16 protein-coding genes are annotated in these 16,893 nt (G+C 60.8%); 10 read left to right on the top strand and 6 right to left on the bottom strand.

All coding sequences use genetic code 11. The annotated features are described in order from the left end of the window. Nucleotides 1-244 precede the first annotated feature (244 nt). From C4J91_RS27040 to C4J91_RS27010, 6 genes are all read left to right on the top strand, one after another. Entirely contained in the window at nt 245-1,231 is a 987-nt protein-coding gene (locus C4J91_RS27040) for a phosphate ABC transporter substrate-binding protein PstS (RefSeq protein WP_124365019.1), read from the top strand. A gap of 484 nt (nt 1,232-1,715) precedes the next feature. Then, nucleotides 1,716-3,749: an ABC transporter permease subunit gene (locus C4J91_RS27030; protein WP_177412859.1), complete on the top strand. Its 2,034-nt coding sequence runs from the start codon at nt 1,716-1,718 to the stop codon at nt 3,747-3,749. A gap of 15 nt (nt 3,750-3,764) precedes the next feature. Beyond that, nucleotides 3,765-5,435: a phosphate ABC transporter permease PstA gene (gene pstA / locus C4J91_RS27025; protein WP_124365017.1), complete on the top strand. Its 1,671-nt coding sequence runs from the start codon at nt 3,765-3,767 to the stop codon at nt 5,433-5,435. Nucleotides 5,436-5,615: 180 nt separating this feature from the next. Next, a complete protein-coding gene (pstB, locus tag C4J91_RS27020) occupies nt 5,616-6,449 on the top strand; it encodes a phosphate ABC transporter ATP-binding protein PstB (RefSeq protein WP_048723523.1) in 834 nt (277 codons plus the stop codon). A 113-nt stretch (nt 6,450-6,562) separates the two neighbouring features. Continuing rightward, nucleotides 6,563-7,324: a phosphate signaling complex protein PhoU gene (gene phoU / locus C4J91_RS27015; protein WP_065953276.1), complete on the top strand. Its 762-nt coding sequence runs from the start codon at nt 6,563-6,565 to the stop codon at nt 7,322-7,324. A 166-nt stretch (nt 7,325-7,490) separates the two neighbouring features. After that, nucleotides 7,491-8,393: a response regulator gene (locus tag C4J91_RS27010; protein ID WP_124365016.1), complete on the top strand. Its 903-nt coding sequence runs from the start codon at nt 7,491-7,493 to the stop codon at nt 8,391-8,393. A gap of 133 nt (nt 8,394-8,526) precedes the next feature. On the opposite strand, the gene C4J91_RS27005 is transcribed toward C4J91_RS27010, so the two are convergent. From C4J91_RS27005 to phoB, 3 genes are all read right to left on the bottom strand, one after another. Further along, entirely contained in the window at nt 8,527-9,867 is a 1,341-nt protein-coding gene (locus tag C4J91_RS27005; protein WP_124365015.1) for a hemolysin family protein, read from the bottom strand. 266 nt (nt 9,868-10,133) lie between these two features. Next, nucleotides 10,134-11,456, bottom strand: a complete 1,323-nt coding sequence (phoR, locus tag C4J91_RS27000) for a phosphate regulon sensor histidine kinase PhoR (protein ID WP_124365014.1) — start codon at nt 11,454-11,456, stop codon at nt 10,134-10,136. Between the two features lie 102 nt (nt 11,457-11,558). Continuing rightward, complete coding sequence (gene phoB, locus C4J91_RS26995) at nt 11,559-12,248, bottom strand: phosphate regulon transcriptional regulator PhoB (protein WP_003195617.1); 690 nt, start codon at nt 12,246-12,248, stop codon at nt 11,559-11,561. Nucleotides 12,249-12,402: 154 nt separating this feature from the next. Here phoB and C4J91_RS26990 point away from each other — a divergent pair, with 154 nt between their 5' ends. Further along, nucleotides 12,403-12,780 (top strand): hypothetical protein, encoded by a 378-nt coding sequence (locus tag C4J91_RS26990; protein WP_124365013.1) that lies wholly within the window; start codon nt 12,403-12,405, stop codon nt 12,778-12,780. A 119-nt stretch (nt 12,781-12,899) separates the two neighbouring features. On the opposite strand, the gene ubiA is transcribed toward C4J91_RS26990, so the two are convergent. Together ubiA and C4J91_RS26980 are read right to left on the bottom strand one after the other, a co-directional pair. Then, the gene (gene ubiA, locus C4J91_RS26985; RefSeq protein WP_124365012.1) at nt 12,900-13,790 is read right to left on the bottom strand and encodes a 4-hydroxybenzoate octaprenyltransferase; all 891 of its coding nucleotides are present in this window, start codon (nt 13,788-13,790) and stop codon (nt 12,900-12,902) included. After that, nucleotides 13,790-14,353 (bottom strand): chorismate lyase, encoded by a 564-nt coding sequence (locus tag C4J91_RS26980; protein ID WP_124365011.1) that lies wholly within the window; start codon nt 14,351-14,353, stop codon nt 13,790-13,792. The genes ubiA and C4J91_RS26980 overlap by 1 nt, the downstream gene beginning before the upstream one ends. A gap of 195 nt (nt 14,354-14,548) precedes the next feature. Between C4J91_RS26980 and C4J91_RS26975 the strand changes: the two genes are divergently transcribed. The 3 genes from C4J91_RS26975 (at nt 14,549) to C4J91_RS26965 (ending at nt 16,367) form a co-directional block, all read left to right on the top strand. Continuing rightward, nucleotides 14,549-14,716 (top strand): rubredoxin, encoded by a 168-nt coding sequence (locus C4J91_RS26975; RefSeq protein ID WP_095093029.1) that lies wholly within the window; start codon nt 14,549-14,551, stop codon nt 14,714-14,716. Between the two features lie 36 nt (nt 14,717-14,752). After that, on the top strand, nt 14,753-15,901 hold the full coding sequence (locus C4J91_RS26970; protein WP_124365010.1) for an NAD(P)/FAD-dependent oxidoreductase: 1,149 nt from the start codon (nt 14,753-14,755) through the stop codon (nt 15,899-15,901). A 190-nt stretch (nt 15,902-16,091) separates the two neighbouring features. Next, on the top strand, nt 16,092-16,367 hold the full coding sequence (locus C4J91_RS26965; RefSeq protein WP_003195589.1) for an HU family DNA-binding protein: 276 nt from the start codon (nt 16,092-16,094) through the stop codon (nt 16,365-16,367). 74 nt (nt 16,368-16,441) lie between these two features. Here C4J91_RS26965 and C4J91_RS26960 read toward each other — a convergent pair whose 3' ends face one another. Further along, the gene (locus C4J91_RS26960; RefSeq protein ID WP_256681634.1) at nt 16,442-16,888 is read right to left on the bottom strand and encodes a hypothetical protein; all 447 of its coding nucleotides are present in this window, start codon (nt 16,886-16,888) and stop codon (nt 16,442-16,444) included. Between the last annotated feature and the right edge of the window lie 5 nt (nt 16,889-16,893).

Raw genomic sequence — 16,893 nt, 5'->3', positions numbered from 1 at the left:
CCCTTGTGGTGAAGGAGCAAGCTCCCTCACCACACTCAAGTTGCTTGTCCAATGATTACAGTGTGTTTCTGAATTGTCTTATCCCCGCGTGTCACCCCCGCATTTCCTGGCCTTCCTCTCTTCATAAGCCTTCGCTGCCAATACTGGCCTTTCATCTAATTGTCACATTCCAGACATAGAGTGTTCACACGGCCTACCGATACTTGGCCCCGATCCAACTATCCCTATCTGCTAGGAGTAAGGCATGAAACTGAAGCGTTTGATGGCGGCAATGACGTTCGTCGCTGCTGGCGTTGCAACTGCCAACGCGGTGGCTGCTGGTGTTGACCCGGCCATCCCGGCTTACGTGAAGACCACTGGTGTGTCGGGCAACTTGTCCAGCGTCGGTTCCGATACTCTGGCCAACCTGATGACCCTGTGGGCCGAGGGTTACAAAAAGGAATACCCGAACGTCAACATTCAGATTCAAGCTGCCGGCTCCGCCACTGCGCCACCTGCGCTGACTGAAGGCACCTCCAACCTGGGCCCGATGAGCCGCAAGATGAAGGACACGGAACTGGCGGCCTTCGAGCAGAAGTACGGCTACAAGCCAACCGCTATCCCGGTTGCCGTGGACGCCCTGGCGGTCTTCGTGCACAAGGACAACCCGATCCAGCACCTGACCATGGAACAGGTCGATGCGATCTTCTCCTCGACGCGTCTGTGCGGCGCCAAAGCCGACGTGAAAACCTGGGGTGACCTGGGCGTGACCGGCGACCTGGCCAACAAGCCGGTGCAACTGTTCGGGCGTAACTCGGTGTCCGGCACTTACGGCTACTTCAAGGAAGAAGCCCTGTGCAAAGGCGACTACAAGCCTAACGTGAACGAACAACCGGGCTCGGCTTCGGTCGTGCAGTCGATCAGCTCCTCGCTGAACGGCGTCGGTTACTCGGGCATCGGCTACAAGACCGCCAGCGTGAAGACCGTGGCGTTGGCCAAGAAAGGCAGCACTGACTTCATCGAAGACACTGAAGAAAACGCCCTCAACGGCAAGTATCCGCTGTCGCGTTTCCTCTACGTGTACGTCAACAAAGCCCCGAACAAGCCGCTGGCTCCGCTGGAAGCTGAGTTCGTGAAACTGGTGCTGTCCAAGCAGGGCCAGGAAGTGGTGGTCAAGGATGGCTACATCCCACTGCCCGCCAAAGTGGCGGCCAAGGCCCTGGCTGACCTGGGTCTGAAAGAAGGCAACTAAGTAGCTGGGCGGGGTAAAACCGGCCTTCTGTAGGAGCGAGCTTGCTCGCGAAAGGCGACAGGGCGCCGCGTTTATTCAGAAACGGCGCGTTATCGTTGACGATCTTCGCGAGCAAGCTCGCTCCTACAGAAACTCCTAATTTTTGTGTCCGCTGCCAGCTTTGCTACGCGGCGGATTTCTTGCGTCACTGCATTGTCATCTTTCTGTCATACAGGATCGCTAGGGTGTGCGCATGAATGATCTGGCCAATTCCACCATGACGACGACTTCTCCCCCCAAGCGCATTGATTTCAATACGCCTGAGCTGCAACGCAAGCGGCGCATTCGCGCGCTCAAGGATCGTTTCACCCGTTGGTATGTACTGGTCGGCGGTCTCGCTGTGCTGGCTGCCATTACCCTGATTTTCTTCTTCCTCGCCTATGTCGTTGCGCCGCTGTTCCAGGGCGCCTCGCTGACCAAGGAAGACGCGCTGACGCCCGCCTGGATGCAGGACGCCGGCAAGCCCTTGCTGATCTCGCTTGAAGAACAGAACCAGGTCGCCATGCGGGTTTCCGACAAGGGCCAGGCGCTGTTCTTTGAAGTCGACACTGGCGCTGAATTAAAGCGCGTTGACCTGCCACTGCCGGCCGGTACCCAGGTGGTGTCCATCGGTGAAGACCAGCCGGGCAGCCCGTTGGTGATCCTGGGTCTGTCCAACGGCCAGTCCATGGTGTTCCGCCACACCTACAAGGTGTCCTACCCGGACGGCAAGAAAACCATCAGCCCTGCGATCGAATACCCCTACGGTGAAACGCCGATCGTGTTGGATGAAGCCGGCCGCCCGTTGGAGCACGTCGCGCTCAATGCCACCGATACCTCCCTGGTGGTGGCCGGCTCGGCCGGTTCGCACTTGAACGTGCTGACCCTGAGCCGTGAAGAAAACATGATGACCGGCGAAGTCACCAGCGAGCAGAAGCGTGTCGAACTGCCGCAAATGACCGAGCCGGTGAAGGCGATCTTCATCGACCCGCGCCAGCAATGGTTGTATGTGATCAACGGTCGCGCCCTGGCCGATGTGTTCAGCCTGCGCGACAAGAGCCTCAACGGTCGCTACAAACTGCTTGAAGACGGCAATGCCGAAGTCACCGCCAGCACCCAGCTGGTGGGCGGCATCTCGTTGATCGTCGGTAATTCCAAAGGTGGCCTGGCCCAGTGGTTCATGGCCCGCGACCCGGATGGCGAGCAGCGCCTCAAGCAAATCCGTACCTTCCAGATGGGCACTGCGCCCATCATGGAAATCACGGCTGAGGAACGTCGCAAAGGCTTCACCGCCCTCGACGCTTCCGGCCAGTTCGGCGTGTTCCACAGCACCGCGCACCGCACCTTGCTGGTCGACCCGGTGGTCGACGGCCAGGGCGTGTTCGGCCTGTCACCACGGGCCAACCGCGTGATCGTCGAGGCCGGTGGCAAGCTGCAACCGCTGCTGCTCGACAATCCGCACCCGGAAGTGTCCTGGAGCGCGCTGTGGAGCAAGGTCTGGTACGAGAACTACGACGAGCCTAAATACGTCTGGCAATCGACCGCCGCCAACACCGACTTCGAACCCAAGATGAGCCTGGCGCCGCTGACCTTCGGTACGCTGAAGGCCGCGTTCTACGCGATGTTGCTCGCCGCGCCGCTGGCCGTTGCCGCCGCGATCTACACGGCTTACTTCATGGCCCCGACCCTGCGCCGCAAGGTCAAGCCGGTGATCGAGTTGATGGAAGCGATGCCGACGGTGATCCTCGGCTTCTTCGCCGGCCTGTTCCTGGCGCCCTATGTGGAAGGGCACCTGCCGGGGATTTTCAGCCTGCTGATGCTGTTGCCGATCGGCATCCTGGTGGCCGGCTTTGTGTTCAGCCGCTTGCCTGAATCGATCCGCCTGCGCGTTCCCGATGGCTGGGAAAGCGCGATCCTGATCCCGGTGATCCTGTTCGTGGGCTGGCTCTCGCTGTACATGAGCCCGTACTTGGAAACCTGGTTCTTCGGTGGCGACATGCGCATGTGGATCTCCCATGACCTGGGCATTACCTACGACCAGCGCAACGCCCTGGTGGTCGGCCTGGCCATGGGCTTTGCGGTAATCCCGAACATCTACTCCATCGCTGAAGACGCCGTGTTCAGTGTGCCGCGCGGCCTGACCCTGGGCTCCCTGGCCCTGGGCGCCACGCCATGGCAAACCATGACCCGCGTGGTCATCCTCACCGCCAGCCCGGGCATCTTCTCTGCGCTGATGATCGGCATGGGCCGCGCGGTTGGCGAGACCATGATCGTGCTGATGGCCACCGGTAACACGCCGGTGATGGAGATGAACCTGTTCGAAGGCCTGCGCACGCTGGCGGCCAACGTCGCGGTGGAAATGCCCGAGTCGGAAGTGGGCGGCAGTCACTACCGCGTACTGTTCCTCTCGGCGCTGGTGCTGCTGCTGTTCACTTTCATCATGAACACCCTCGCCGAGCTGATTCGTCAGCGTCTGCGCAAGAAATACTCGTCGCTTTAAGAAAGGTAGAAGTCTGTGAAACAGAACTCCCTGAATGGATGGTTCAAGAGCGGCGCCCCCGGCGTCTGGATCAGCGGTGGCGCGGTGTCCATCGCGGTCATCATGACCCTGGGTTTGCTGGCGGTGATTGCGGTGCGCGGTTTGGGCCACTTCTGGCCGGCTGACCTGATCCAGGCCACCTACAACGTGCCGGGCCAGGAAAACCATATCGTCATCGGCGAAGTGGTGCAGAAGGAAGAAGTGCCCCGCGAGCGCCTGAAAAGCGCTGGCCTGCCGGTGCCCGATGAAGGCCCGGAGTTCATGACTCGCGAGCTGATCAAGGTCGGCAACCGTGATTTGAACGGCAATGATTTCACCTGGATCGTCGGCGAATGGTTGAAGGACCAGACCAAACCGGTGCAGTTGATGACCATCGAGCGACGTGAGTGGGGTAACTTCTACGGCACCCTGGTCAACGTCAAGCAGGACGGCAAGGTCGTCGCCGAGGGTGAGGCCGCATGGCCGGAGCTGCAAGCCCGCGTAGATCGGGTCAACAAGCTCGCCGCCCAGCTCAAGAGCCTGGAAAAAACCGATATCGGCGCGATCAACGCCGGGCTGGAGCGCGTCCGCCTGCACGGCCGCAAGCTGGAACTGGAAGGCAAGCTCGACGCCGCCGCCCAAGCCGACATGGATGCCGACCGCGCCGAACTGAACGCCCGCTATCAGGACATCGAAGCGCGCCTGGCCGACCTGCACGCGCAGTTCAACCGCGACGCGCTGACGGCCCGTGACGGCAACGGCAAGGAAATCGAAATCGGCATCGGCAAGGTGGTGCATGCCTACCAGCCGAACGCCATGGGCACGATGACCAAGATCGGCTTCTACTTCAGCAAGGTCTGGGAATTCTTGAGCGACGACCCACGGGAAGCCAACACTGAAGGCGGGATCTTCCCGGCGATCTTCGGCACCGTGATGATGACCCTGATCATGGCGATGATCGTGACGCCGTTCGGCGTGCTGGCGGCGGTGTACCTGCGTGAATACGCCAAGCAGAACGCCCTGACGCGGATCATACGCATCGCGGTCAACAACCTGGCGGGCGTGCCGGCCATCGTCTACGGCGTGTTCGGCCTGGGCTTCTTCGTGTATGTACTGGGTGGCTCGGTGGACCGGCTGTTCTTCGCCGAAGCCTTGCCGGCGCCGACCTTCGGTACGCCGGGCCTGCTTTGGGCCTCGCTGACCCTGGCGCTGCTGGCGGTGCCGGTGGTGATCGTGGCGACTGAAGAAGGCCTGGCGCGCATACCTCGCACCGTGCGTGAAGGGTCCCTGGCACTCGGCGCGACCAAGGCGGAAACGCTGTGGAAGATCGTGCTGCCAATGGCCAGCCCGGCGATGATGACCGGCATGATCCTCGCCGTGGCCCGTGCCGCCGGTGAAGTGGCGCCGCTGATGCTGGTCGGCGTGGTGAAGCTGGCCCCGTCGCTGCCGTTGGACGGTAACTACCCGTACCTGCACCTTGACCAGAAGATCATGCACCTGGGCTTTCATATCTATGACGTCGGCTTCCAGAGCCCCAACGTCGAGGCGGCGCGGCCGCTGGTGTACGCCACCGCGTTGCTGCTGGTGCTGGTGATCGCCACGCTCAACCTGTCGGCGGTGTGGATACGTAACCACCTGCGCGAGAAGTACAAGGCGTTGGACAGCTGACACGATCCAATGTGGGAGGGGGCTTGCCCCCGATAGCGGTGTATCAGGAACACATGTGCAAGCTGACACACTGCCATCGGGGGCAAGCCCCCTCCCACACTGGACCGCGCCATACACAGAATTTGAGTAAGCCGCCCCCGGCGGTTCAATGAAATGAATTGGTAGCACAGGGAGCATCCCATGCAACATGAAACCCATTCCCACGGCATCAACATGTCTGCCCTGGGTCGCGACAAGCAGAGCCTGAGCCTGGCCCAGGAAACCGTGGCCATCGAAGTGCCCGGCCTGAGCCTCTACTATGGTGAAAAGCAGGCGCTGTTCGACGTCAGCATGAACATCCCCAAGCAGCGCGTGACCGCCTTCATCGGCCCGTCGGGCTGCGGCAAGTCCACGCTGCTGCGCACCTTCAACCGCATGAACGACCTGGTGGACGGTTGCCGTGTGGAAGGCGCGATCAACCTCTACGGCACCAACATCTACCGCAAGGGCGAAGATGTGGCCGAGTTGCGCCGCCGCGTGGGCATGGTGTTCCAGAAGCCCAACCCGTTTCCCAAGACCATCTATGAAAACGTGGTCTATGGCCTGCGCATCCAGGGCATCAACAAGAAGCGCATCCTCGATGAAGCCGTGGAATGGGCGCTCAAGGGGGCCGCGCTGTGGGATGAGGTCAAGGACCGTCTGCACGAGTCGGCCCTGGGCCTGTCCGGCGGCCAGCAGCAGCGCCTGGTGATCGCGCGCACCATCGCCGTGGAGCCTGAAGTGCTGTTGCTCGACGAACCGTGCTCAGCGCTCGACCCGATCTCGACGCTCAAAGTCGAAGAGCTGATCTACGAGCTCAAATCCAAGTTCACCATCGTCATCGTGACCCACAACATGCAGCAGGCGGCGCGGGTGTCCGACTACACCGCGTTCATGTACATGGGCAAGCTGGTGGAGTTTGGCGATACCGATACCCTGTTCACCAATCCGGCGAAGAAGCAGACCGAAGACTACATCACCGGTCGCTATGGCTAGGGCTGGGGTGCTAGCCGCAAGCTTCAAGCGGCAAGTAAAAGCAGTTCAGTGCCACGACACCTATCAACTTGCAGCTTGTAGCTTGTCGCTTACAGCGTTTGCGGAGCAAACCCATGATTAGCAAAGAAGGCCTTACCCACCACATCTCCGCGCAGTTCAACGCCGAGCTTGAGGAAGTGCGCAGCCACCTCCTGGCGATGGGCGGCCTGGTGGAGAAGCAAGTCAACGATGCGGTCACCGCGCTGATCGAGGCCGACTCAGGCCTGGCCCAGCAAGTGCGTGAGATCGATGACCAGATCAACCAGATGGAACGCAACATCGACGAAGAATGCCTGCGCATTCTTGCCCGTCGCCAGCCGGCGGCGTCCGACCTGCGCTTGATCATCAGCATCTCCAAATCGGTGATCGACCTCGAGCGTATCGGCGACGAAGCCACCAAGATCGCCCGCCGCGCCATCCAACTGTGCGAAGAAGGCGAAGCGCCGCGCGGTTACGTGGAAGTGCGCCATATCGGCGACCAGGTGCGCAACATGGTGCGCGATGCCCTCGATGCGTTTGCGCGTTTCGATGCGGACCTGGCGCTGTCGGTGGCTCAGTACGACAAGGTCATCGATCGCGAATACAAGACCGCCCTGCGTGAACTGGCGACCTACATGATGGAAGACCCGCGCTCTATCTCGCGTGTCTTGAGCATCATCTGGGTGCTGCGCTCCCTGGAGCGCATCGGCGACCATGCGCGCAATATCTCGGAATTGGTGATTTACCTGGTGCGCGGCACCGACGTTCGGCACATGGGCCTCAAGCGCATGAAAGCCGAAGTTGAAGGCAATGCTGATCTTATCCCTAATGTTCCGGGCGAATCTGACGATAAGTAAGGTTGCCCGAGAAATTAACGCCCGGCCATTGGCCGGGCGTTTTCGTTTGCGGCGAGCGGAATTTATTGCGGATAGGGCCAAATAAGTCCTAACGTGACTGCAGAGTTTTGGCAAACTGCCATCAGTCAGGCGTACTGTCAGCAAGGTTTTATAGGATGAAGGGTCGATGAGCAAAGTCAGTGTGTTGGTGGTGGATGACGCCTCGTTTATTCGCGACCTGGTGAAGAAGTGCCTGCGCAATTACTTCCCCGGGATCCAGATCGAAGATGCGGTGAACGGCAAGAAGGCGCAATCCATTCTGATGCGCGAGTCTTTCGACCTGGTGCTGTGCGACTGGGAAATGCCAGAGATGTCCGGGCTTGAGCTGTTGACCTGGTGCCGCGAGCAAGCCCATCTGAAGGCCATGCCGTTCGTGATGGTGACCAGCCGTGGCGACAAGGAAAACGTAGTGCAGGCGATCCAGGCCGGTGTTTCCGGTTACGTCAGCAAGCCGTTCACCAACGAACAATTGCTGAACAAGGTCAAGCAGGCGCTGCACAAGATCGGCCGCCTCGACGCGTTGATCGCCAGCGCGCCGACCAAGATGAACTCGGCCTTCGGCAACGACTCCCTGAGCGCGCTGACCGGTGGCAAGCCTGATGCCGTCAAGCCGGCACCAGTTGCCGCCGCCCCGAGCAGAGGCCTGCTCAACAGCGCGCCTGTCACCGCCGCCCCGGCCCCTTCGCCTGCCGGCGGACGTGGTCAAGGCCAGTTGCGCCTGTCCAGCGGCACCCAGCAATGCGTGATCAAGGCGCTGAGCATCAAGGAGGCGTTGTTGGTGGTGCGTCGCGGTGAGGTCCTGCCCCAGGTGCTGGAAAGCGCCGTGCTCGACCTTGAGCAAGGCGAAAACGCTGAAGTGGCGCGCCTCAATGGCTACCTGCACGCGATCGTTGCCTACGAGCCCAAGCCCGACAGCGACTGGCTGCAACTGACCTTCCGGTTTATCGACCAGGATGCGCAGAAGCTGGACTACATCTCCCGCCTGATCGCGCGGGGCACGGCGCAGAAGCATTTCGTGCCGGGTGCTTGATCCGAAGGATGGCTACTTACCAATGTGGGAGGGGGCTTGCTCCCGATTGCGGAGTATCAGTCACTGTATCGGGTGGCTGACACACTGCTATCGGGAGCAAGCCCCCTCCCACATTTGGTTTGCGTTCCTGCAGTCAGTCCAGCATTAGCACCTTGGCCAGCACGATCTTCGGCCCTTTCATCTTCTTGATGATGATCCGCAAGCCTTCAACCTCCAGCACTTCTTCCTCTTCGGGCACCCGCTTCAAGGTGTCGTAGATCAGGCCGGCCAGGGTTTCGGCTTCGATGTGGTCCAGGTCGACGCCGAGCAGGCGCTCTACCTTGAACAGTGGGGTGTCGCCACGCACCAGCAGCTTGCCCGGCTGGTAGGCGAGGATGCCGCGCTCGGCCTTGCGGTGTTCGTCCTGAATATCGCCCACCAGCACTTCCAGCACGTCTTCCATGGTCAGGTAGCCGATGATCTTGCCATCGGCTTCTTCCACCAGGGCAAAGTGCGCGCCGCCTTTGCGGAACTGCTCCAGCAACTGCGACAACGGCATGTGGCGCGATACGCGCTCCAGCGGGCGGGTCAGTTCGGCCAGGTTGAACGACTCGGGGATATGGTCCAGGGCCGCCAGTTCCAGCAGCAGGTCCTTGATGTGCAACAGGCCCACAAACTCATTGCGCACCGCGTCATACACCGGGTAACGGCTGAATTTATGGCGGCGGAACAACGCGAGGATTTCCTTGAGGGGCGCGTTGAAGTCCAGGGTAACCAGGTCTTCCCGGGAGTTGGCCCAGTCCACCACTTCCAGTTCGCCCATTTCCACGGCGGAGGCGAGTACGCGCATGCCTTGGTCGCTGGGGTCCTGGCCACGGCTGGAGTGCAGGATCAGCTTGAGTTCTTCGCGGCTGTAATGGTGTTCGTGATGCGGGCCGGGCTCGCCTTGACCTGCGATGCGCAGGATGGCGTTGGCGCTGGCGTTGAGCAGGTAGATCGCCGGGTACATCGCCCAGTAGAACAGGTAGAGCGGCACGGCGGTCCACAGCGACAGCAATTCGGGCTTGCGAATGGCCCAGGATTTGGGGGCCAACTCACCGACCACGATGTGCAGGTAGGAAATCACGAAGAAGGCGGCAAAGAACGACACGCCCTTGATCACTTCCGGCGACTCGACGCCTGCGGCGCCCAACAACGGCTCGAGGATATGGGCGAAGGCCGGCTCACCGACCCAGCCCAGGCCCAGGGAGGCGAGGGTGATGCCCAGCTGGCAGGCCGACAGGTAAGCGTCGAGCTGGCTGTGCACGGTGCGCAGGATCTGCCCGCGCCAGCCGTTGGTGTGGGCGATGGCCTCGACTCGCGTCGAGCGCAGTTTGACCATGGCAAATTCCGCCGCAACGAAGAAACCGTTGAGCAGTACCAAGACCAGTGCAAATAGAATCATGCCGAAATCGGCGAAAAGTGTAGCGAGGGTGATACCAGGGGAAGGGTCCATGATGGGGTTTTGCAGGTTCCGTATGTTCAATAGGGGGGGAGCAGGCCTGAAAAGCAGGCGCAAGTCGGCCAATGTAGCGGCTGACGGGGCGCTTGCCTAGTACTCACTGCCGGGCGGGGCCTGGAATGCGCCCTTCAAGACACTGCAAGTCCAAATGTGGGAGGGGGCTTGCCCCCGATAGCAGGGTGTCAGTCAGCACATCTGATACTGATACACCGCTATCGGGGGCAAGCCCCCTCCCACATTAGTCTTGTAGCGTCTGCGGGTTATTCGTCGGTGCCGATCACCTGCGAGCGGGTCACCTGCGCGGGGGGAAAGTGGCAGGTAAACGTGCTGCCGTGTCCCAGCACGCTGCTGATTTCCAGGCGGGCGCGATGGCGCAGCAGCACGTGCTTGACGATCGCCAGGCCCAGCCCGGTGCCGCCGGTGTTGGAGTTGCGGCTGGAATCGACGCGGTAGAAGCGTTCGGTCAAGCGCGGCAGGTGCTTGGCGTCGATGCCGATGCCGGAATCCTGCACGCTCAGGTGCGCGCCGTGTGCGTCAGCCCACCAGCGGATGCGGATATTGCCGTTGTCCTGGGTGTATTTCACCGCGTTGAACACCAGATTGGAGAACGCACTGCGCAGCTCGCCTTCGCTGCCCTTGAGCAACACCAGCGGGTCGGCTTCCAGGGTAATGTGCTGGCCGCGCTCGCCGGACAGGGCCTTGGCGTCATTCTTGATGGTGTACAGCAGGCTCTGCACGGCCACGGGGTGGTTGTCCGACGGATAATCAGTGGCTTCAAGCTTGGCCAGCAGCAACAGGTCGTTGAGCAGGGTTTGCATGCGTGAGCCTTGCTGCTGCATTTGCTGCAGGGCGCGACTCCAGCGCGGGTTGATCGCCTCGACATTGTCGAGCAGCGTCTCCAGATAGCCGCAGATCACCGTCAACGGTGTGCGCAGCTCGTGGGAAACGTTGGCGACGAAGTCTTTGCGCATCTGTTCCAACTGATGAATGCGGGTCACGTCGCGCACCAGCATCAAGTGCTCGTTGTTGCCGTAGCGCGTCAGGTACAACTGGATACGCACGCGGTCGTTGGTGGGCGAGGGGATTTCCAGGGCTTCTTCGTAGTTGTCCTGCTCGAAGTATTCCTTGAAGCGCGGATGGCGCACCAGGTTGGTCACCGGCTGGCCGCTGTCCTGGGGCGTCTTGAGGCCCAGCAGGGTCTCGGCGGCGCGGTTCCACCATTCCAGGTTGCCGTCGCTGTCGAGCATGATCACCGCGTCCTTGAGCGCGGCAGTGGACTCCTGTACCCGGTCGATCACCGCTTGCAGGCGCCCGCGCACCCGTTGGTCGCGACGTTGCAGGTGGTAGATGCTGTCAAACACCTCGCCCCACAGGCCGTAACCGTCGGGCGGTGCTTCGTCGGGTTTGTGCTGGCGCAGCCATTCGTGCAGGCGCAGCAATTGTTTGAGGGTCCAGCCCAGGTACAGGGCGATGCCGATGGCCAGGCTCCAGCCGTAATAACCACTGATCAGCCCGACCAGCAGGCAACCGGTGATCAGCAGGAGCATGTGGCGAATCAGGGTGCCATGCCAGTTTTGGTTCATGGAGCGTCCTTGGGAGCAGCTTTAAGTTTCAAGCTGCAAGCTTCAAGTCAGAGCGAGGCGGTTTTGTCTTGCCGCTTGTAGCTGATCACTTGCAGCCAGGTTTCAACCTTTGGTTGAAAACCGGTAGCCCGTGCCACGCACGGTTTGTACCAGATTCTCATAGGCATCGCCCAAGGCTTTGCGCAGGCGGCGGATATGCACGTCGACCGTGCGCTCCTCCACGTACACATTGCCGCCCCACACTTGGTCCAGCAGTTGGCCGCGGGTGTAGGCGCGTTCCTGATGGGTCATGAAAAACTGCAGCAGGCGGTATTCGGTCGGGCCCATTTCGGCCGGCTTGCCGTCGATGGTCACCCGGTGGCTGATCGGGTCCAGGATCAGGCCGTCGACTTCGATGGGCGCTTCGCCATCGGTCGGGCCGGCCCGGCGCAGTACGGCTTTGAGGCGCGCGACCAGCTCTCGAGGGGAAAAAGGCTTGGTGATGTAGTCATCGGCGCCGACTTCCAGGCCCTGGATCTTGTTGTCCTCTTCGCCCTTGGCGGTGAGCATGATGATCGGGATATCCCCGGTCAGTTCGTCACGCTTGAGGCGCCGGGCCAGTTCGATGCCGGAGGTGCCGGGGAGCATCCAGTCGAGCAGGATCAGGTCCGGCTTGCGGTCGACGATAATGGCATGGGCCTGCTGGGAGTTCTCCGCCTCCAGGCAGTCGTAGCCGGCCATTTCCAACGCAACGGCGATCATCTCGCGAATGGGCGCTTCGTCGTCAACAATCAGAATGCTCCTGCCAACCATGCTCAAAATCCTCTTGTCATTTAACTGTCTTGCGCCGCATTAGATAACGGAATTATTGCAGTCGTGTGACAGTAATTTAGACGCTTGGGCAATTCACGGCACTCTGGACTACCCTTTGGGTCCGAATCCTGACAACCACAAAAGGAAGGTTCCGATGACTTACAGCACGATTTCCTGGAAAGCCCTGCTGGTAGCGGCCGCATTGACGCTGCCGGGCGTGGCCTTCGCCGCAGAACCTGCGATGACGAAAGATGGGATGTTGGTCGATCAAAATGGCTTGACCCTCTACACCTTCGACAAGGATGCCGATGGCAAATCAGTGTGCAAGGACCAGTGCGCGACCAACTGGCCGCCACTGAAGGCGGAGTCTACCGATACCAAGGCTGGCGACTGGACAGTCATCACCCGCGACGACCAGACCAGCCAATGGGCCTACAAAGGCAAGCCGGTCTACACCTACAAGGATGACAAGAAGGCCGGGGACAAGACCGGTGATGGCAAGGGTGGGGTTTGGCACATCATCAAGCCTTGAGGCTGTTGCGCCTCTAAGATCATCGGGGGCAAGCCCCCTCCCACAATTGATTTGTGAACGCTTTCAAATGTGGGAGGGGGCTTGCCCCCGATAGCGTCAGAACAGTCACCGCAATCCTCTCATCGCAACCCGTAGTCAGCCACAATCCCCACGAAAATCGCCAACCCCGCCCAATGGTTGTGCAAGAAGGCCTTGAAGCACTTCATGCGATCCCTGTCCCGGGTGTACCAGAATTCCCAGGCAAAACAGCCCGCCGCCGCCAGCAGCCCGAGGTGGAACCAGCCGCCCAGCTCGAACCGAGCCCCCGCGAGCAACAGGCACACCAGCGCCAGGCCCTGCAGGGTGAGAATGATCACACGGTCAGCATCACCAAACAGAATCGCGGTGGATTTCACCCCGATCTTCACGTCGTCGTCGCGGTCGGTCATCGCGTAATAGGTGTCGTAACCCACCGTCCACAACAGGTTGGCGATGTACAGCAGCCACGCCTCGGCCGGCAGGTGGCCGGTCTCGGCCGTGAACGCCATCGGCATGCCCCATGAAAACGCCGCGCCCAACACCACCTGCGGGTAATAGGTGTAGCGCTTCATGAACGGATAGCTCGCCGCCAGTGCCAGCCCGCCGAGGGACAGCAGGATGGTGCTGGCGTTGGTCAGCAGCACCAGCAGGAAGCTGACGCCCATCAACAGCGCAAAAAACACCAACGCCTCTTTCGAACTGATCCTGCCGCTGACCAGCGGACGTTGCTCGGTGCGTTTCACATGGCCGTCGACCTTGCGGTCGGCCCAGTCATTGATCACACAGCCACCGGCACGGGTCAGCACCACGCCCAGCACGAAAATCATGATGTTGAGCAGCGACGGCGAGCCCTTGCCGGCGATCCACAGCGCCCATAGCGTCGGCCACAGCAGCAGGTAGATGCCGATAGGCTTGTCCATGCGCGTCAGCTGAATGAAATCCCAGGCCCTGGGGTTCAGGCGATTCAAGGATTTGAGTGCGCGTTGATACATCAGCGGTTCTCCGGATGGTCCTGCAGCACCTGCCAGAAACTCGGCAGGAAAACTTCCGCCACCAGCACGCTCAGCGATCCGCGATCAAAGCGCGAGCGACGTGCCCACAGCCCGTCGGCCTGATCCGCCGTGGGTAGCCATGGCCCTGGGTAATGGCACACCTCGATCGGCTGGCGGGTAAAGGCGCGGTCGCAGAACAACAACTCGCCCAGCGACCGGCTGCCCAACTCATCCATATGCAAGCCGTCGCCCTGCAACGCGTCGCGCGACGCGACACTGCGGGCAAATACCCAAGGTTGGCCATGCCCGCGCAAATACACCTCGCGTACCCAGCCGATAGTCGCCGGGGGCAGGTCCAGCGCCGCGCATTCATCGTCGCGCAACGCTTGCCAGCCCTCGAGCAGCGGCGTCACGCTGAAGCCGTTCGCGGACAGCCCCGTCAGCCGCCGCGTCAGCGAGCCTTCATCGAACAGCCAATCGAGGGTCAGGGGCGCAGGCATTGGGCTCAGCAGGCTCTGGGGCAGCCATCGGCAAGCATCGGAAGGGGTGATTGAGTGCGGCACGGCGAGTCAATATTGGCGGCAAAAGAGGCGGCGAGCTTACCATGGCGTCCTGAACTTTTGCCGCGCTGAACCGGCCGTTTGCGCCGATCGTGCTTGCATCTGCCGGCCGCGATCAGTACAAAACGCCCTGAGCCGAGCGGCAGCGCAGGTTTATCGACCGTCGGCCAAGATGCCTGGACCCTGAGGAAGCAAGTAATGAAGAAGTGGCAATGTATCGTCTGTGGCCTGATTTACAACGAAGCGGATGGCTGGCCGGATGACGGAATCGCTCCTGGCACCCCGTGGCAGGACGTCCCGGAAGATTGGCTGTGCCCGGACTGCGGCGTGGGCAAAATGGATTTCGAAATGATCGAAATCGGCTAATTCGAAGTTTACGAAACGTACTACAAGGAGAAAGGAATGAACGCACCTGTCGTGATCATTGGCACAGGATTGGCCGGTTACAACGTAGCTCGGGAGTTTCGCAAGCTCGACGGCGACACCCCATTGCTGCTGATCACCGCAGATGACGGGCGCTCCTACTCCAAGCCCATGCTTTCCACCGGGTTTGGCAAGAACAAGGAAGCCGATGGCCTGAGCATGGCTGAACCTGGTACCATGGCCGAGCAGCTCAAGGCGCAAGTGCGCACCCACACGCGTATCAGCGGCATTGACCCAGGCCACAAGCGTCTGTGGATCGGCGAGGAATCGGTGGCCTATCGTGACCTGATCCTGGCGTGGGGCGCAGAGACTGTCCGCGTACCCGTGGAGGGTGACGGCGCCGAGCTGGTTTTCCCGATCAATGATCTCGAAGACTACGCCCGCTTTCGCGCCGCAGCTGCCGGCAAACGCCGCGTGCTGCTGCTCGGCGCCGGCCTGATCGGCTGTGAATTTGCCAACGACCTGATCCTTGGCGGCTATGAAGTCGATCTGGTCGCGCCGTGCGAACAAGTCATGCCGACCCTGCTGCATCCGGCAGCGGCGGCTGCGGTGCAAGCCGGGCTGGAAGGGCTTGGCGCGCGTTTCCACCTGGGGCCGGTGCTCAACCGCCTGCTACGCAATGCTGACGGCCTCGAAGCCCATCTGTCTGACGGTGAAGTGATCCAGTGCGACCTGGTGGTGTCCGCCATCGGCCTGCGCCCACGCATAGATCTGGCGGCGGCGGCCGGCCTGCAAGTCAACCGGGGCATCATGGTGGATCGTCACCTCAAGACCTCTCACGCTAATATCTACGCCTTGGGCGACTGCGCCGAAGTCGATGGCTTGAACCTGCTGTACGTCATGCCCTTGATGAGTTGCGCCCGCGCCTTGGCCCAGACCCTGGCAGGCAATGCCACGGCCGTCAGCTACGGGCCGATGCCGATCACCGTAAAAACCCCGGTCTGCCCGCTGGTGGTCTCACCGCCTCCACGCGGCAGCGAAGGCGTATGGAGTGTCGAAGGCGAGGGCGCCGACATCAAGGCCCTGTGCCGCGACGCCAGCGGTCGCCTGCTGGGCTATGCGCTGACCGGTACCGCCGTCATGGAAAAACTGGCATTGAATAAGGAACTTCCGCCACTGCTGGCGTAAATGCTGGTCGTTCTGTCGGAATCAGCCCCTTCTTACCCGTATAAAGGTCGCGGCGAGGCTGGCGGAGCGTGCGAGGGCATGCCATCCTCACTCCCGTCTGCCGCAGAGTAGAGCCTGCGGCGCCTTGGCGCTGCTCCACCAGAGAGCAGCACGGACATAACAACAAAAAACCGTCAAAGAGGCTTCATATATGCGTAAACCAGATCTCGCAGCCGCCATCGCTGAAAAAGCCGATCTCACCAAAGAACAGGCCAACCGCGTACTCAACGCCGTTCTCGAAGAAATCACCGGCGCCCTGCACCGCAAGGACAGCGTTACCCTGGTCGGCTTCGGCACTTTCCTGCAACGCCACCGCGGCGCCCGCACCGGCAAAAACCCGCAAACCGGTGAGCCTGTGAAGATCAAGGCCAGCAACACCGTAGCGTTCAAGCCGGGCAAGTCGCTCAAAGACAGCGTCAACCCGTAAGAAACGGTGCCGTTCTCGAAGGGAGGCGGGAGGGTAAGAAGAATGGGCACGCCAACTGGGTTGGGTGCCCATTTTTAGTGGGCCTTGAATAAGGCCTGCGCACTGATGACCGCTTTGTTTACTCGTTCCGATGCAACGGTGCTGTCTACCCGCAAGTCGGGGGGCAAGCGCTCATAATCCATCGGCTCATTCTCTGCCAGCGCGCCACGAAGATGGGCAATCACCCTGAAGATGAGGTGATCCATACGCCAGCAAATGGAAGGCTCAATGTTGGCTAACTGCCGTTCGCTCGCGGGTTTGCTGACCCCTCCCGTCCAAATTTCAGAATCAAACGCAAATTGAATCTCGTCATATCTGGAGATCGTCTTTTGGTAGTTTGGATCGCTGAAAAGAATCTTCCAACGAGGAATGCCTGAAAAACGCATGCTGCAAAAAATTGGGCGGAATAGGCGTTTTGAAGTGTCTATGTCGGTAATCGAATCGGGTATTTGTGTATGGAATTTCGCAAAAACCTCGATCAAATGCC

This window comes from Pseudomonas sp. R3-52-08, assembly GCF_003851745.1.
GTDB lineage: Bacteria > Pseudomonadota > Gammaproteobacteria > Pseudomonadales > Pseudomonadaceae > Aquipseudomonas.
The sequence above is the reverse complement of the archived record's forward strand: the minus strand, read 5'-3'. Positions and strand labels throughout refer to the sequence as shown.

What these genes read in the sequence shown, in the direction of transcription:
- C4J91_RS26970 (WP_124365010.1), top strand. Translation starts at nt 14,753, where the DNA reads ATGAACGCACCTGTCGTGATCATTGGCACAGGATTGGCCGGTTACAAC.
- C4J91_RS26990 (WP_124365013.1), top strand. Translation starts at nt 12,403, where the DNA reads ATGACTTACAGCACGATTTCCTGGAAAGCCCTGCTGGTAGCGGCCGCA.
- C4J91_RS26965 (WP_003195589.1), top strand. Translation starts at nt 16,092, where the DNA reads ATGCGTAAACCAGATCTCGCAGCCGCCATCGCTGAAAAAGCCGATCTC.
- pstB (WP_048723523.1), top strand. Translation starts at nt 5,616, where the DNA reads ATGCAACATGAAACCCATTCCCACGGCATCAACATGTCTGCCCTGGGT.
- phoB (WP_003195617.1), bottom strand. Translation starts at nt 12,248, where the DNA reads ATGGTTGGCAGGAGCATTCTGATTGTTGACGACGAAGCGCCCATTCGC.
- C4J91_RS27030 (WP_177412859.1), top strand. Translation starts at nt 1,716, where the DNA reads ATGCAGGACGCCGGCAAGCCCTTGCTGATCTCGCTTGAAGAACAGAAC.
- ubiA (WP_124365012.1), bottom strand. Translation starts at nt 13,790, where the DNA reads ATGTATCAACGCGCACTCAAATCCTTGAATCGCCTGAACCCCAGGGCC.
- C4J91_RS27010 (WP_124365016.1), top strand. Translation starts at nt 7,491, where the DNA reads ATGAGCAAAGTCAGTGTGTTGGTGGTGGATGACGCCTCGTTTATTCGC.
- C4J91_RS27005 (WP_124365015.1), bottom strand. Translation starts at nt 9,867, where the DNA reads ATGGACCCTTCCCCTGGTATCACCCTCGCTACACTTTTCGCCGATTTC.
- C4J91_RS26975 (WP_095093029.1), top strand. Translation starts at nt 14,549, where the DNA reads ATGAAGAAGTGGCAATGTATCGTCTGTGGCCTGATTTACAACGAAGCG.
- phoU (WP_065953276.1), top strand. Translation starts at nt 6,563, where the DNA reads ATGATTAGCAAAGAAGGCCTTACCCACCACATCTCCGCGCAGTTCAAC.
- phoR (WP_124365014.1), bottom strand. Translation starts at nt 11,456, where the DNA reads ATGAACCAAAACTGGCATGGCACCCTGATTCGCCACATGCTCCTGCTG.
- C4J91_RS27040 (WP_124365019.1), top strand. Translation starts at nt 245, where the DNA reads ATGAAACTGAAGCGTTTGATGGCGGCAATGACGTTCGTCGCTGCTGGC.